16 protein-coding genes are annotated in these 14,368 nt (G+C 60.5%); 6 read left to right on the forward strand and 10 right to left on the reverse strand.

Annotated features, from left to right (window positions below; all coding sequences use genetic code 11):
- Positions 1-143 precede the first annotated feature (143 nt).
- Positions 144-938, forward strand: coding sequence for an exodeoxyribonuclease III (gene xth / locus AC1D2R_RS19555; RefSeq protein WP_477969522.1), 795 nt, complete (start codon positions 144-146; stop codon positions 936-938).
- A gap of 483 nt (positions 939-1,421) precedes the next feature.
- Here xth and AC1D2R_RS19560 read toward each other — a convergent pair whose 3' ends face one another.
- Both AC1D2R_RS19560 and AC1D2R_RS19565 read right to left on the reverse strand, forming a co-directional pair.
- Positions 1,422-1,583 carry a hypothetical protein gene (locus AC1D2R_RS19560; RefSeq protein ID WP_477969524.1) on the reverse strand — a complete coding sequence of 54 codons (162 nt, stop codon included), beginning with the start codon at positions 1,581-1,583 and terminating at the stop codon, positions 1,422-1,424.
- Between the two features lie 114 nt (positions 1,584-1,697).
- Entirely contained in the window at positions 1,698-2,096 is a 399-nt protein-coding gene (locus tag AC1D2R_RS19565) for a DUF1236 domain-containing protein (RefSeq protein ID WP_477969525.1), read from the reverse strand.
- Between the two features lie 582 nt (positions 2,097-2,678).
- On the opposite strand from AC1D2R_RS19565, the gene AC1D2R_RS19570 reads away from it, so the two are divergent.
- The 3 genes from AC1D2R_RS19570 to AC1D2R_RS19580 are packed head-to-tail and all read left to right on the forward strand — an operon-like array spanning position 2,679 to position 4,096.
- Positions 2,679-3,371, forward strand: a complete 693-nt coding sequence (locus AC1D2R_RS19570; protein WP_477969527.1) for a fumarylacetoacetate hydrolase family protein — start codon at positions 2,679-2,681, stop codon at positions 3,369-3,371.
- Between the two features lie 12 nt (positions 3,372-3,383).
- A complete protein-coding gene (locus tag AC1D2R_RS19575) occupies positions 3,384-3,911 on the forward strand; it encodes a gamma carbonic anhydrase family protein (RefSeq protein WP_477969529.1) in 528 nt (175 codons plus the stop codon).
- Complete coding sequence (locus tag AC1D2R_RS19580; RefSeq protein WP_477969531.1) at positions 3,908-4,096, forward strand: hypothetical protein; 189 nt, start codon at positions 3,908-3,910, stop codon at positions 4,094-4,096. The genes AC1D2R_RS19575 and AC1D2R_RS19580 overlap by 4 nt, the downstream gene beginning before the upstream one ends.
- A gap of 291 nt (positions 4,097-4,387) precedes the next feature.
- On the opposite strand, the gene AC1D2R_RS19585 is transcribed toward AC1D2R_RS19580, so the two are convergent.
- Genes AC1D2R_RS19585 through AC1D2R_RS19595 form a run of 3 tightly spaced genes read right to left on the reverse strand, consistent with a single transcriptional unit; the run spans position 4,388 to position 6,559 of the window.
- A complete protein-coding gene (locus AC1D2R_RS19585) occupies positions 4,388-4,786 on the reverse strand; it encodes a Fur family transcriptional regulator (RefSeq protein WP_037061142.1) in 399 nt (132 codons plus the stop codon).
- The gene (znuB, locus tag AC1D2R_RS19590) at positions 4,783-5,601 is read right to left on the reverse strand and encodes a zinc ABC transporter permease subunit ZnuB (RefSeq protein ID WP_477969533.1); all 819 of its coding nucleotides are present in this window, start codon (positions 5,599-5,601) and stop codon (positions 4,783-4,785) included. The genes AC1D2R_RS19585 and znuB overlap by 4 nt, the downstream gene beginning before the upstream one ends.
- Complete coding sequence (locus AC1D2R_RS19595) at positions 5,594-6,559, reverse strand: ATP-binding cassette domain-containing protein (protein ID WP_477969535.1); 966 nt, start codon at positions 6,557-6,559, stop codon at positions 5,594-5,596. The genes znuB and AC1D2R_RS19595 overlap by 8 nt, the downstream gene beginning before the upstream one ends.
- A gap of 101 nt (positions 6,560-6,660) precedes the next feature.
- Here AC1D2R_RS19595 and AC1D2R_RS19600 point away from each other — a divergent pair, with 101 nt between their 5' ends.
- The gene (locus tag AC1D2R_RS19600; protein ID WP_477969536.1) at positions 6,661-7,635 is read left to right on the forward strand and encodes a zinc ABC transporter substrate-binding protein; all 975 of its coding nucleotides are present in this window, start codon (positions 6,661-6,663) and stop codon (positions 7,633-7,635) included.
- A 79-nt stretch (positions 7,636-7,714) separates the two neighbouring features.
- Entirely contained in the window at positions 7,715-8,920 is a 1,206-nt protein-coding gene (zigA, locus tag AC1D2R_RS19605) for a zinc metallochaperone GTPase ZigA (protein ID WP_477969537.1), read from the forward strand.
- Positions 8,921-9,150: 230 nt separating this feature from the next.
- Here the strand turns inward: zigA and AC1D2R_RS19610 are convergent, their stop codons facing one another.
- The 5 genes from AC1D2R_RS19610 to AC1D2R_RS19630 all read right to left on the reverse strand — a co-directional run bounded on the left by AC1D2R_RS19610 (position 9,151) and on the right by AC1D2R_RS19630 (position 14,336).
- Positions 9,151-9,465, reverse strand: a complete 315-nt coding sequence (locus AC1D2R_RS19610; protein WP_477969539.1) for an RcnB family protein — start codon at positions 9,463-9,465, stop codon at positions 9,151-9,153.
- A gap of 161 nt (positions 9,466-9,626) precedes the next feature.
- Positions 9,627-11,240, reverse strand: coding sequence for a glycoside hydrolase family 43 protein (locus AC1D2R_RS19615; RefSeq protein WP_477969540.1), 1,614 nt, complete (start codon positions 11,238-11,240; stop codon positions 9,627-9,629).
- 93 nt (positions 11,241-11,333) lie between these two features.
- Positions 11,334-12,365: an L-glyceraldehyde 3-phosphate reductase gene (gene mgrA, locus AC1D2R_RS19620; RefSeq protein ID WP_477969541.1), complete on the reverse strand. Its 1,032-nt coding sequence runs from the start codon at positions 12,363-12,365 to the stop codon at positions 11,334-11,336.
- 67 nt (positions 12,366-12,432) lie between these two features.
- Positions 12,433-13,566 carry a Gfo/Idh/MocA family protein gene (locus AC1D2R_RS19625; RefSeq protein WP_477969543.1) on the reverse strand — a complete coding sequence of 378 codons (1,134 nt, stop codon included), beginning with the start codon at positions 13,564-13,566 and terminating at the stop codon, positions 12,433-12,435.
- 8 nt (positions 13,567-13,574) lie between these two features.
- Positions 13,575-14,336 (reverse strand): sugar phosphate isomerase/epimerase family protein, encoded by a 762-nt coding sequence (locus tag AC1D2R_RS19630; protein ID WP_477969545.1) that lies wholly within the window; start codon positions 14,334-14,336, stop codon positions 13,575-13,577.
- Positions 14,337-14,368 lie beyond the last annotated feature (32 nt).

The following is a 14,368-nucleotide window of genomic DNA, read 5'->3' on the forward strand; positions in this document are numbered from 1 at the left end:
TCCCCTACCCAGGCGCGGGCCGTGTCAACCGGACGCGACAGGGATGGTGAACATGACGGTTTTTCCGGTTTCCTGTCATGACCAACGAAGAGGCAGTCGAGCGCCCTACCTGTCCGGTATCGCCTCAACCAGCAGGAGGTGCTTTGAAAATAGCCACCTACAATGTAAACGGCATCGTCGGTCGCCTGCCAGTCCTTCTGAGGTGGCTCGAGGAGGACGGACCCGACGTCGTGTGTCTGCAGGAACTGAAGACGACCGACGACAAGTTCCCGCGGAAGGAACTTGAGAAGGCGGGCTATGGCGCGATCTGGCATGGCCAGAAATCCTGGAACGGCGTCGCCATCCTTGCCAAGGGGCAGGAACCTCACCTGACAAGAAAGGGGCTGCCAGGCGATCCGGACGACACTCACAGCAGATACATCGAAGCTGCCGTCGACGGGATTTTGATCGGCGGCATCTATCTTCCGAACGGCAACCCCGCACCAGGACCGAAGTTCGACTACAAGCTTCGTTGGTTCCGTCGCCTGCGCGACTACGCGTCGGAACTCCTCGAGCTGGAGGTGCCAGCGCTGCTAATCGGAGACTACAACGTTATGCCCACCGAACTCGACGTCTACAAGCCTGAACGTTGGCAGGACGACGCCCTGTTCCGGCCGGAAGTCCGCAAGGCCTATGCTGATCTCATTGCGCAAGGATGGACGGATGCAATCCGCCATCTTCATCCGAGCGAACGCATCTATACGTTCTGGAAGTATTGGCGAAATTCATTCGAGCGGGACGCCGGTTTGAGGATCGACCACTTCCTGCTGAGTCCCGTCGCCGCTCCGTGGCTGAGTTCGGCGAGGGTGCGGAGGGAGCCGAGAAGCTGGGAGCATACGAGCGACCATGCCCCAGTCATGATCGAGCTCGATGTTCCGCCATCGGTCGACGCTGACTGAAAAGGCAGGAGATCAGTTGACCGGCGGAAACCACTCTTCCGACATCAAAGTCATGGACCATGACTGCTCCCTTGCGAACTTCGAGCGCAGGACAGCCAATTGAAGCCCAAGGAGTTGCAAATCGAAACCCTGCGGAGATGCTTCGTCTTGGAAAGGCGACGGCGTGATGCGAGTGCTGGAAAATCTTGGAGGGTGGTGCGTTTCCATCACGACCGGGGCCGCCTCGTCATTGAGGCGATGGATTGCCCGAAGCCTTTGCGAATCTGATCGGGGGCCCTTCGCTTACATACGTCGACAAGACAGGCGGAAGCCGTTCGTAACGCTGCTTTGCCTTTTCGACGTGCACGGGCGTTGTCGTCCAGAGGTCGGGACCGCGGAGATCTGCAAACGAAGATAATTCGGGCTCGGCCACGACAAGGGACGCGGCCGCGATGCAGGCGCCGATCGAACTGGCAATTGCAAACGCAATCGATACGACGGCTTTCATTTGACACCATGCTCGTGAACCTGCGGTACCCAGATGCGGCCGGGTTGGTGATGATGTCCGCCGAGAGCAGCAAGTGTTACGAGGATGCCCGCCATCGCGACCACAATCGCTATGAGAGGAACAGCCAGACCGCCGGACTTTTCTTCGGAATAAATCATAGGTTCCTCCTGGGGCACCGGCAGTAGTGCCCTGAGCCGCCGCAGCGATGACGTAAACGCGGTGATTTGGAAGGACGAAAAGGGACGCGGCACACGCCGCGTCCGGATCAAGGCCTAGTTGATGACCTGGATTACCTTGCGAGATGAGGGTTCGACGATCACGCGTTCGTCATTGACCACCGCATAGCCGTATGTCGGACTATCCGGAATGGGCGTGACGACGACGGTCTCCGGCAGGGGATGTCCGACGACGACCTTTTCCTTTACCACCACACGCGCCGATGGAGCCGGAGCTTCACGGACGTAGGTGACCACCTTTTCCGGCGGCGGATCGAAAGCCGCACCGACAACAGCGCCAGCCACTCCGCCCACCGCGGCGCCGACCGGACCACCTACGATTGCCCCGGTGACAGCACCTCCGGCCGCGCCATTGACTGCCGAAGAACCCGCGAATGCGACGCCCGACATGAGCAGCGAGACTGTGGCCGCGCCGACGATAATTTTGGATAGCATATTTTCCTCCTTGGTTACGAGGCGGCCTCCAGACCGCTGCCAAACAACGGTAGGATTTCCATGCTGTTCCATCGCTCAGACCTCAGTCGTATGGCCCTCGGACCATGGTCTGAGCCCCGGAACCAATTGCGCCTGTGGTCGTTCGTGTTCCGCTGTCGCGCGTGACCTTCCCTCGCCAGTCAAGAGGACTTGAAAACGGGCCTTTCGCTCGGAGCGGCTGCCATGGATGTCGCGCTTGAGCTGTTCGATCTCCAGTCTCGTCCCCGCGACAGGAGGATCGCCGGCGCCGCTGCACCAATGTGATCATCTCAATATGATGCTTCGTTATAAGACTATTCCTAAGGATATCCCGAGGGTTTGCGATGTTCCACTTCAAGCAAGGCGGCCGTCACTGTGGGGATACAGAGCAGCCGGCCGGATATTCAGTTCCGTCAGTAGCCAGGAAAAGCATCGTTGAACACGCCGCTGACTCCGCTGATTGCGCCGCCTTTGGCTCAAGGATCTTACCAACCACCGAACTGCGCTTTCCCCTCTCGACGCTTTCCGGCTATGATGAACGGAGTCGAACAGCACGAGCGCATCATGTCCACCGCCACAGTCATTCCCCTTCCCAAACCCGTCCTGCTGCCCGTTGAAGGTACATCCGAGAGCTTCCCGGTTCGCCGTGTCTATTGCGTTGGCCGGAACTATGCAGACCATGCGATCGAGATGGGACACGACCCCAGCCGTGAGCCACCTTTCTTCTTTCAGAAGAACGCCGACAACCTTCTGCCATCGGGCAAGGATTTTCCCTATCCACCGCTCTCCAACGACGTTCATTTCGAGGTCGAATGCGTTCTTGCGTTGAAATCAGGCGGACGAGACATCCCCACTGAAGCGGCGCTTGATTGCGTCTACGGCTACGCAGTTGGCATCGATTTCACCCGGCGCGATCTTCAGGCCGAGGCCAAGAAGCTCGGTCGACCCTGGGAGGTCGCTAAGGCCTTCGAATACTCCGCGCCGGTCTCGCCCATCTTGCCTGCAGCCAAGCTCGGACATCCCTCGGCAGGCCGCATCTGGCTCGATCTCAACGGCAAGCGGGTCCAGGACGGCGATCTCAATCAGATGGTCTGGAAGGTGCCGGAGATCATTGCCGAGCTGTCGAAGCTGTTCATTCTCGCGCCCGGCGACGTCATCATGACCGGCACGCCGGCCGGTGTCGGCGCCGTCAGGCGTGGAGACCGCGTTGATTGCGGAATCGACGGCGTTGCAACACTAGGCGTCACCGTCGCCTGAGGAGGAAAAGCGATGCCGGTCTACGCTCTCGGCGGATTGAAACCGCAACTGCCACCCTCCGGCACCTACTGGATCGCGCCAGACGCACACGTGATCGGCGATGTTATTCTGGGCGCCGACGTTAGCATCTGGTTTGGTGCGGTGCTGCGTGGCGACAATGAACCGATCACCGTCGGAGAGGCCAGCAACATACAGGAATGCGTTATGCTGCACACCGATCCCGGCTCCCCTATCGTGATCGGCAAAGGGTGCACCATCGGCCATCACGCAATCGTCCACGGCTGCACGATCGGCGACAACACTCTGATCGGCATGGGTGCGACGATCCTAAATGGCGCAAAGATCGGCAACAACTGTCTTGTCGGCGCCAATGCGCTGATCACCGAAGGCAAGGAGTTCGCGGACAATTCACTGATTGTCGGATCGCCTGCGCGAGCGATCCGTTTCCTCGATGACGAGGCAATCAAAGGCCTGCGGAAGTCGGCCGAGAGATATGTGGCCAACTGGCATCGTTTCGCGCGAGACCTGAAGGCGCTATGAGACGCCGGTCAGAACAGGAGACCGTCGGCGTCGAATGCCGCGCGGGAGAGTTCGATTGCCTTTTGGCATCGGCCAATGTCGGCCACCAGTTGCGCGGCCGGGACCGCCGGCCGGCCATTCAGGTAGCCCGGTCGCTTGTCGGCAATGTCGGTTCCTTCACCTGCGCGAGCGCCTCGATGTGGTAACGGTCCACCTCGCGGTATGGCGTGGTCGCGGCGCCTTGGTCTCGACAGCGGTTTCAATCTTGGTGAGGCTCGAATGCATGCCGTCCAGCTTGGAGTACATCGCCGCGTTGTAGCTTGGTGCGAAAACAGCGCAACCGCAGAGAACGGCATTGTTGAGAGCGCAGACTTGCGGGCAAAAGCCATGTCCTGTCCCCCTTTACCCGGGAACATCATCGTCCACGAAAAGCCCAAATCGAGACTAAAATTTAACAACACCAACAGGACGTGGATTGCAATTGCTGCGAGCCCAAGCTAGGCGGCACAGGCCTCGCACAGGCCGCGAATTTCGATCGTCGTCTTCTCGGCCTTGAATTTCTTGCCGCGTGTCCAGTCCATCAGGCGGTGGTCCACCTCATGGTCGTGGAACTCCATCACCTGCCCGCAGCTTTCGCAGATCGCGAAGGCTACGATTCCGTGGCTGTGGCAGTTTTCTCCGGGATGAGCGCACGCGACGAAGGAATTGATGCTTTCGAGCCGGTGTACGACGCCGTATTCGAGCAGCTTCTCCAATGCCCGGTAGACCTGCAGGGGCGCGCGAAAGCCATGGTCGCGCAGCTTGTCGAGGATCGTATAGGCGCTGAGCGGCCCTTCCGCCTTTTCAAGCACGTCGAAGACAAGAGCCTGGTTCTTGGTAAGAAGCGGTGCGTTCATGAGCCTTGTCCTTCCATTGCCGCTTGTCCCCGCCCGCGCCTGGGCAGCAAGCTGAGGATGAAGAGTATCAATGCCGCGACCACGATCGAGGGGCCCGAAGGCGTATCGTAGCTGAGCGAGCCGAAGAGACCACCGACGACAGCGACAGCGCCGATCAGCGAGGCGAGCACCGCCATCACCTCTGGTGTCGACGAAAACCTGCGCGCGGCGGCTGCCGGGATGATCAGTAGCGAGGTAATCAGCATGATACCGACGATCTTCATCGCGATAGCAATCACCACCGCCATCAACAGCATGAAGAACAGGCGCGCCCGCTCCGGTTTCAGCCCCTCGGCCTCGGCTAGCTCGGGATTGACGGTCGAGGCGAGCAGCGGCCGCCAGAGCCAGGCGATCGCAGCCAAAACCAGAACGCCGCCACCCCAGATGAAGACGATGTCCATCTTCGATACTGCAAGAATATCGCCGAACAGGAAAGCGATGAGGTCGATGCGCACCCAGCTCATGAAGGCGACCATGACAAGACCGATCGCCAGCGTCGCATGCGAAAGGATGCCGAGCAACGCATCCGCCGACAGCGCCTGCCGCTTTTGCAGGAAGAGCAGCAGGATTGACACTGCGGCAGCCACCATGAAGACGGCGATTGTCACGTTGAACTGCAGGAGCAGCGACAATGCCACGCCGAGCAGCGCCGAGTGGGCGATCGTGTCGCCGAAATAGGCCATGCGGCGCCAGATTATGAAACAGCCGAGCGGCCCCGTCGTCAGTGCCAGGCCGACACCCGCGAGGATCGCGCGAACGAAGAAATCGTCAAACATTCCGCTCTCCGGTCGGTTGGTGATGCTCCTGGCCGTGATCGCCCGCGAGGTTGCGATGCGTTTGGCCGGCGTGATCAAGGTGCACGTGATCACGGCCACCTTGATCCTGTCCCCCAAGGTCATGGTGAACGTGATCACGCACGTCTTGATCGTGGTGATGTCCGTCGTCGGGGTGGCAATGATCCGTCACCGTTCCATCAGAATGGAGCACGCGGCCGTCGGGGAGATGGGTATGGTCATGATTGTGGCTGTAGACGGCGAGCGCTTGCGCTGCGCGGCTGCCGAACAGCCGCACATACTCGGCGCTCTGCGTCACGGCCTGCGGCGTGCCGCGGCAGCAGACATGTCCGTTGAGGCAGATCACGGTATCGGTGGCGGCCATGACGACGTGCAGGTCGTGCGAAATCAACAAGATCCCGCAGCCGGTGGTATTGCGGATCGACTTTATCAGATCGTAGAGCGCGATCTCGCCCGAGAAGTCGACGCCCTGGACTGGTTCGTCGAGCACAAGCAGATCGGGCTTGCGCGCAATGGCACGCGCCATAAGCGCCCGCTGGAATTCGCCGCCCGAGAGATGCTGCACCTCGGCCCCATTCATGTGCGAAAGCCCGACGGCCGCGAGCGCCGCCATCATATCACTCTCGGAAAGCGGCCCTGTGAGGGTCATCAGACGGCGAACGGTCAGTGGCAGTGTCCAGTCAATGGAAAGCTTCTGCGGCACGTAGCCGACCTTAAGGCCGGAGGCACGGTCCACTCTGCCCTCGTCCGGCTTGAGCACGCCGATCGCAGCCTTGACGGTGGTCGATTTGCCGGAGCCGTTCGGGCCGATCAGCGTCACGATCTCGCCGCGCGCGACGGAGAAATCAACGCCACGCACCAGCCAGCGACCGTTTCGCCGGACGCCAACGTTGGAAAGCGAGACCAGCGGCTTCGCCTCTGAATTTGCGGGATATAACATCATTTTTCCGAAAGTGCTGTTGCGCCCTGCTATTGCACACGTTATAGCATAACGCAATTGATGTAATAACATAACAACCGCAATTCAATCGGAGCATTCTGATGAAACTCGCGACGGGCCTTTCTCTCGCAATCCCCGCGATCCTCTTTGCCGGGGCGGCCAGAACAGCCGAGACGCCAGTCGTCGTCACCTCGATCAAGCCGATCCATGCGCTGGTGTCGGCCATCATGCAGGGCGTCGGCACGCCGGAGCTGATCGTCGACGGCGCGGCATCGCCGCACACCTACACCATGAAGCCGTCGAACGCCCGTGCCCTGCAAAACGCCAAGGTCGTGTTCTGGGTCGGGCCGGGGCTCGAAGCATTTCTCGAAAAGCCGCTGGAAGCGCTGAGCTCGGGTGCAACGGTTGCCGAGCTGGATCGAGCACCGGCGCTGACCAAGCTCAAGTTCCGCGAAGGCGGCTCCTTCGAACCGCATGACGACGACGATGTACATGGTGCCGGGGGGCATAAGGGCGAAGAGCATGATCACTCGGGCGCCGATCACGATCACGGTGCGTTCGATACGCATCTTTGGCTTGACCCGATGAATGCCAAAGCCATGGCCGCCGAGATCACAACCACGCTCGTCGCGGCAGATCCAGCAAACGCGCTGTCCTACGAGGCCAATGCCAAGGCACTCGACGACAAGCTGGATGCGCTCGATACGGAGATTGCCGGCATCGTTTCACCAGTGAGAGACAGGCCTTTCGTCGTCTTCCACGACGCCTATCAATATTTCGAACATCGCTACAAGGTGCGTGTCGCCGGCTCCATCACGGTCAGCCCGGAAACCATCCCAGGCGCCGAGCGCATATCGGAAATTCACAAGAAGGTTGCCGATCTCGGCGCCACCTGCGTCTTCGCAGAGCCGCAGTTCCAGCCCCGCCTTGTCGATGTCGTCATCGAAGGGACGAAGGCAAAGCCCGGAGTGCTCGATCCGGAAGCGGCAACACTCGACGCCGGCCCCGATCTCTACTTCAACCTCATGCGCGGCATTGCCAATAGCTTGAAGGATTGTCTTTCGCGTGAAAGCTGAACGTCGAAAAAGGTGGACTCGCAGTCCGCCTTTTTTTAACAACCAATTTGTAATAATATAACATATATAGGAGATTCCTGTGGATAAGAAACTGCCCGTCACTGTCCTCTCCGGATTTCTCGGCGCTGGCAAGACGACCCTGCTCAATCACGTCCTGACGAACCGCAAGGGAATGCGGGTTGCCGTCATCGTCAACGACATGAGCGAGGTCAACATCGACGCCGCACTCGTGCGCGAAAGCGGCGCCAACCTGTCGCGGACGGAGGAACAGCTGGTTGAGATGACCAACGGCTGCATCTGCTGCACCCTGCGCGACGATCTGCTGAAGGAGGTTCGGCAACTCGCCGAACAGGGTCGCTTCGATTATCTCCTGATCGAGTCGACTGGCATCGCCGAGCCGCTTCCTGTCGCCACCACGTTCGAATTCCGCGACGAAGACGGCATGAGCCTTTCCGATGTCGCACAGCTCGATACCATGGTGACGGTCGTCGACGCGGCCAACCTGCTCGCCGACTATGGTTCCGCCGCCTTCCTGGCGGAGCGTGGCGACACAGCCGGCGACGGCGACAACCGCACCGTCGTCGATCTGCTCGTCGAGCAGATCGAATTCGCCGACGTCGTCGTCCTCAACAAGATCGGCACCGCAACGAAAGCAGAACGCGAAGCAGCGCGGCAGATCATCGTCGGCCTCAATGCGGATGCGCGGCTCATCGAAGCCGATTTCGGCAAGGTGGACTTGATGGATGTCCTTGGGACCGGCCGTTTCGACATCGACCGCGCCGGAACACATCCCCTCTGGTACAAGGAACTGCATGGCTACAAGGACCATGTGCCGGAGACCGAGGAATACGGCATCCGCTCCTTCGTCTACCGCGAGAAGCGTCCCTTCGATCCGCACAAGCTGCAACAGTTTCTCGACACCCCTTGGCCGGGTGTCGTGCGCGCAAAGGGCTTCTTCTGGCTCGCCACGCGGCCACATCATGTCGGGGAACTCAGCCAGGCGGGCGCCATCGTGCGAACGAGCCGGATGGGACTGTGGTGGGCCGCGGTACCGCGCGAGCAATGGCCAAAAGACGAGCGTTTCCTCACCGCGATCTCACCCTACCTCGACCCAACCTGGGGCGATCGGCGTCAGGAGATCGTCTTCATCGGTGCGGACCCGATGAACGAAATCTGGATCCGGAGCGAACTCGATTCATGTCTGATCGATGAGGAGAATTTCGCGCCCGAGAAATGGCGAAACCTGCCGGACCCCTTCGCAAGATGGGAAGATCGGGCGGCATGAAGATGCCCGCTATCAAACCATATCGCTGCCTATGCGAGGAATGCGAGCCGCTTGCGCCGATCGACGGATTGCAGGCATCGCCGCAAGCGCAAACAGAGCCCACCGCAGGCAGCCTGTTCAAGTGCATGGCCCAGCGGCTGTTGTCGGCGCGGCCGGCCTCGTCACCATGATGGACGGCGCATAAGCAGAAAGGGCGGCTCTTGCCACCCTCCGATTGTCAGTCTTGGCCGTTAGCGCCCGACGACAATGTTGGAAATCACGCCGCTGGCGCTGCCGATCAGCAGGTAGTCGCTGTCGACGCGGACCCAACGATAGCCGCGTGGCGGCGCCGACAGACGATAGCGACGATAGTCGCGAACCTCCTGCATGTGATGGCGCTCGGCCGGGGTCATGCGATGGCCACGGTTCAACTTGTAATTCGTCGCATAAACGTCATGCTCGACGACAACAGGACGGCGATGATCCTGTGCGCTCGCCTCAGTCGCAGCAACCAGTGGCGCGGCCAGGGAGGAAACGGAAAGAAGGACGGTGAAGAGGTGTTTCATGGGGGCTCCTCGTGTTGAACACGCCCCGAACCTAGGTCCAAAACGATGAACCGAAACTGAAAGTTATATTAAACTTATGTAATTGCAACACATGCTTAAATCCATATATTAAACTAGAACATGCGGCATCACCTGCGTGCCCGGATGATGCCGCCGATCGATCAAAGCTCTTCGTAGTTGAACCAGTCGAAATCGGCCGTCGTAGCGCGGCCTGATGTGTCGAATGCCACGACGCCCGCGAAAGCCCCGGTAAACGAACCATGCTCGCCGCGTCCGCCTTCGTCGGAAACCACGCCCGCATCAAGCACCGGGCCGATCGCCTGCCAGGCACCCTTGCCTTCCGTCTGCCAGAAAAACTGCAAGTCGTTCTCGCGGATTTCCATGGAAAGCTGCACCCGCCCCTCGGCCGGAAGAGCAGTGCCGCTGCCTGCCGGAAAACTCAGGCGGCTGTGCGGATAGTCTCCGTCGCAAGACAGGATGGTGACACAGCGGCCAAGCCTTTCGTGCAGCGTCACCACCACAGCGTGGAACTTGTGGCGATTGTAGTAGTGCGTTAGGCCGGCCGCCTGCTGATAGGTGTCCGGATCGAACTCCACAACGGTCTCGGCGCGGAAACTGTGATGCTCCTGGCGGCGGGCAACCAGCGACTGCTCGAACCACGAGCCGACGCTTTCGCGGGCGATAAGCCGGAGATGGCCGGGACGGTCGGTGAGGTTGAAGATGCGCTCGGGCTGCGGCGTGCGAAGCCATTGGAAGTCGGCTGGCAGCTTGCCGCCATCGAAGCTGTATTCGGTCCGGGTGGGCCGTTCGACGGGAACGGCACCATCCAGTCCCTGCACGGAGACATCAGGCACTGTCGTCCCATTTTCGAGATAGAGCCAGCCGTCTTCCTTCCAGAGGCATTTCTGCAGGCTTGTCTCGCGCCCCAGCGTGCAGCGGCGCCTCGGCGGCAGCGGGCGGCCGCAGAGGTGGGTGTGATAGACCTGGCCGTCCTGCGTTTCGACATACTGCCCGTGCCCTGCCCTTTGCAGCACCGCCTCGGGATGATCCTTCGAGGTTATGAGGTGCATGTTCGGATGCATCTCATAGGGACCTTCGATGCTGCGCGAGCGCGCCATGGTCACGGCATGGTCGTAACCGGTGCCGCCCTCGGCCGTAGTCAGATAATAGTAGCCGTTGCGCCGGAAGAGATGGGGACCTTCGACGAGCCCCAACGGACTTCCGGCGAAGATGTTTTTGATGGGACCCTTCAGCGCCTTCGTGCCGGCATCCCACTCCTGCAGCAGAATGCCGTCGAAGGCCGGCGACTTCGGCGCGCCGCCGAAGCTTTCGGTGCGGTGGTTCCACTGCATGTTGAGGAACCACTTGCGGCCATCCTCGTCATGGAAGAGCGACGGATCGAAGCCTGAGGAGTTCACGTAGATCGGTTCGGACCACTCGCCCTCGATGTCAGGCGACGTGACGATGTAGTTGTGAGCGTCCTTGAAGTTGCCGTCGAAGCGCTTGACGTCGGTGTAGACCAGCCAGAAGAGCCCATCGGCATAGGAGAGGCAGGGCGCCCAAACGCCACAGCTGTCGGGATTGCCGCGCATGTCGAGCTGCGATTTTCGCTCCAGCGGGCGACGCACAAGCGTCCAGTTCACGAGATCGCGCGAATGATGAATCTGCACGCCGGGATACCATTCGAACGTCGAGGTCGCGATGTAGTAGTCGTCGCCGACCCGGCAGATTGACGGGTCCGGATTGAATCCCGGCAGGATGGGGTTGCGGATCATGATAGCGTCTCCTCCCTACGCCCCGCGTATTTTGCGGCACGTACATCAAAACATGGATAAGGGACGCCCGGAAATCCATCCGGGCGCCTTTGACTATTCGATTTCCGCAGACTTGGCCCAGAGATTGATGTCCGCCTCGCGGGCATAGACATCGATTTCCTTGAGTTCGTCGGGCGTGAACGCCAGATTGTCGAGCGCCTTGACGCAATCGACGATCTGAGACGAGCGGCTGGCGCCGATCAGCGCGGACGTCACGCGATCGCCGCGCAGCACCCAGGCAATCGCCATCTGCGCCAGCGTCTGGCCGCGCTTCTCGGCAATCTCGTTGAGCTTGCGGATATTGTCGATGATCGAAGGACGGATGAAATCCTTCTTGAGGAAGTGGTTCTGCGCAGCGCGGCTGTCCTGCGGGATGCCGCCCAGATACTTGGTCGTCAGCATGCCCTGCGCCAGCGGCGAGAACACGATCGAGCCCATGCCGACCTCGTCGAGCGTATCGAGCAGCTTGTCGTCCTCGACCCAGCGGTTGAGCATGGAATAACTCGGCTGGTGGATCAGGCAGGGTGTACCGAGGTCTTTCAGGATCGCAGCCGCCTCGCGGGTGCGCTGCGAGCTGTAGGACGAGATGCCGACATAGAGCGCTCGACCGGAGCGGACGATGTGATCGAGAGCCGCGCAAGTCTCTTCCAGAGGGGTATCCGGGTCGAAGCGGTGCGAATAGAAGATATCGACATAGTCGAGACCCATGCGCTTCAGGCTCTGGTCGCAGGACGCGATCAGATACTTGCGGCTGCCCCACTCGCCGTAGGGCCCCGGCCACATGTCGTAGCCAGCCTTGGACGAGATGATCAACTCATCGCGCAGCCCGGCGAATTCGGTGCGCAGGATTTCGCCGAAGGCGGTTTCGGCGCTGCCTGGCGGCGGGCCGTAATTATTGGCGAGGTCGAAATGGGTGATGCCGAGATCGAAGGCCGTGCGGCACATGTCGACCTTGCGGTCATGGGGAGTGTCACCACCGAAGTTGTGCCAGAGACCGAGCGAAACGGCAGGCAGCTTCAGGCCGGACCGGCCCGTGCGATTATACTTCATCTTCGAATAGCGGTCGGAAGCCGGTTGCCAGCTCATAATTCTTATCCCTTAAGCAAAAACGCGCGGGCTCGTCGCCCGCGCCGGACATTAGTCCTTTGGTCGCTTACTTCAAGAGTGCCTGCGCTTCCTCGATCCCGAGCGCCGCAGGCTGGGTGCAGGTCGTGGTAAGGTCGATGAAGCGGCCTTCTTCACCCGACTTCAGGATGGACGTCATGACGTCGACGCCATGCAGCGTGCGATCGAGCGAGCAGCGCGCGTCACGGCCTTCGATGATCGCCATCGCCATGTCGGCAAGGCCGGCCGTGCGGTAATTTGCGCGCGGTCCCTGCGGGCTCTCCTGGTTGGAGATACCAAAAGGATGATCCCATGCTTCAAGCGGCTTGATCTCCTTGTCGCGGCCGCTGGCCTCGACGACCCCGCCGAAGAAGTTCGGATCTGGCACATAGAGCGAGCCGTCGGTGCCGTAGAGCTCCATGTTGGCGTGGCGGTGAGACCAGACGTCCCAGCTGGCCGTCAGCGTGACCGTCGCCCCGCTGACGAATTCGAGGATCGCCTGGATCGTCGTCGGCGTCTTCACCGGGATGGTCTCGCCGTTGCGCGGCTGGCTGGTGATCGTGCGGGTTTCCGATGCCATGGACGTCATGGCGCCGACGCGCTTGACCGGGCCGATCAGGTTGATCAGGTTGGCGATGTAGTAAGGGCCGAGATCGAGAATCGGCCCCCCGCCCGGCAGGAAGAAGAAGTCCGGGTTCGGATGCCACATTTCCATGCCTGGGCTCATGACGTAGCAGGCGCCCGAGGTGATGCGGCCGATACCGCCCTCGTCCACATATTTGCGGGCGAGCTGGTGTGCGCCGCCGAGGAACGTATCCGGTGCGCAGCCGACGGAGAGGTTCTTCGCCTTGGCTATGCTACGCAACTCCTCGCCCTGCTCCAGCGTGAGCACGAGCGGCTTTTCCGAATAGACGTGCTTGCCGGCTTCGAGGATCGCCTTCGAAACAGGGAAATGCGCATCCGGGATCGTCAGGTTGACGATGACATCGAGCTCGTCATTGGCGAGAAGCTCGTCGATCGTCTGCGCCTTGACGCCGTACTCTTCAGCACGGGCTTGGGCGGCCTGCACGTTGAGATCTGCGCAAGCCAGCACCTTGAGCCCCTTGAAGAGAGGCGAAAGGGAGAAATAAGTCGTGGAGATGTTGCCGCATCCGATGATGCCGACGCCAAGTTCCTTGGTCATGGTGTGCCTCAGTAAGTCTTGAAGGATGCGATCGAGCGGGTGATCAGACGGTCGATATCGCTCGGGTTATCGTGTTCAACGACGTAGTGCTTGGCTTTGGTTCCCTTCAGCGCGGCGATCAGCTTCGACCACGCAACGGTACCATGACCGACATCGGCCCAGCCGTCTTCGTTCTTGTTCTCGCCAGCCGGCGCGATGTCCTTGACGTGGATGGACGTGATACGGCTCCCAAGCTTCTCGATCCAGGCGAAGGGATCGGCGCCACCGCGGACGACCCAGGCGATATCCGCCTCCCAGGAAATATCCGGCGCACCTTCGAAGATACGCTCGATCGGCAGCGAACCGTCCGCGAGCTTCACGAACTCGAAGTCGTGATTGTGCCAGCCGAACTCGTAGCCGGCGTCCTTGTACGGCTTGCTCATCTCTTGCAGGCGCTTGCCGAATGCGAGCCAGCCGGCACCGTCCGTCGGGCGCTCGTCAGAGGCCAGATGCGGTGCATAGATCGAATCCATGCCGAGCACCTTGGCAATGTTCAGCGACTTCTGGACTTCGCCATCGAGAAAGTCAGGGCTGAAGTGGCCGGTCGCCATGACGAGGCCGTTCTTGTCGAGATCGGCGCGCAGGCTCTTCAGCCCGGCGTCGTCCAGATCGGCGTAGATGCCCCCGAAGCCTTCGACCTCCTGGTAGCCGGCCTTGCCGAGCTTTTCGAAGATTGCCGAATAGGGCTGAAAATTGCGCGCGCTATAAAGCTGAAAACTGAGTTTTGTCATATTGTCCTCCTCGGGCCGCGTGCCCATTGCAT

It is taken from the genome of Rhizobium sp. P1_C7 (genome assembly GCF_056406295.1).

What these genes read in the sequence shown, in the direction of transcription:
- AC1D2R_RS19585 (WP_037061142.1), bottom strand. Translation starts at nt 4,786, where the DNA reads ATGAACGCACCGCTTCTTACCAAGAACCAGGCTCTTGTCTTCGACGTG.
- AC1D2R_RS19600 (WP_477969536.1), top strand. Translation starts at nt 6,661, where the DNA reads ATGAAACTCGCGACGGGCCTTTCTCTCGCAATCCCCGCGATCCTCTTT.
- AC1D2R_RS19595 (WP_477969535.1), bottom strand. Translation starts at nt 6,559, where the DNA reads ATGTTATATCCCGCAAATTCAGAGGCGAAGCCGCTGGTCTCGCTTTCC.
- AC1D2R_RS19560 (WP_477969524.1), bottom strand. Translation starts at nt 1,583, where the DNA reads ATGATTTATTCCGAAGAAAAGTCCGGCGGTCTGGCTGTTCCTCTCATA.
- AC1D2R_RS19630 (WP_477969545.1), bottom strand. Translation starts at nt 14,336, where the DNA reads ATGACAAAACTCAGTTTTCAGCTTTATAGCGCGCGCAATTTTCAGCCC.
- AC1D2R_RS19570 (WP_477969527.1), top strand. Translation starts at nt 2,679, where the DNA reads ATGTCCACCGCCACAGTCATTCCCCTTCCCAAACCCGTCCTGCTGCCC.
- AC1D2R_RS19575 (WP_477969529.1), top strand. Translation starts at nt 3,384, where the DNA reads ATGCCGGTCTACGCTCTCGGCGGATTGAAACCGCAACTGCCACCCTCC.
- AC1D2R_RS19625 (WP_477969543.1), bottom strand. Translation starts at nt 13,566, where the DNA reads ATGACCAAGGAACTTGGCGTCGGCATCATCGGATGCGGCAACATCTCC.
- AC1D2R_RS19580 (WP_477969531.1), top strand. Translation starts at nt 3,908, where the DNA reads ATGAGACGCCGGTCAGAACAGGAGACCGTCGGCGTCGAATGCCGCGCG.
- mgrA (WP_477969541.1), bottom strand. Translation starts at nt 12,365, where the DNA reads ATGAGCTGGCAACCGGCTTCCGACCGCTATTCGAAGATGAAGTATAAT.
- AC1D2R_RS19610 (WP_477969539.1), bottom strand. Translation starts at nt 9,465, where the DNA reads ATGAAACACCTCTTCACCGTCCTTCTTTCCGTTTCCTCCCTGGCCGCG.
- znuB (WP_477969533.1), bottom strand. Translation starts at nt 5,601, where the DNA reads ATGTTTGACGATTTCTTCGTTCGCGCGATCCTCGCGGGTGTCGGCCTG.
- AC1D2R_RS19565 (WP_477969525.1), bottom strand. Translation starts at nt 2,096, where the DNA reads ATGCTATCCAAAATTATCGTCGGCGCGGCCACAGTCTCGCTGCTCATG.
- AC1D2R_RS19615 (WP_477969540.1), bottom strand. Translation starts at nt 11,240, where the DNA reads ATGATCCGCAACCCCATCCTGCCGGGATTCAATCCGGACCCGTCAATC.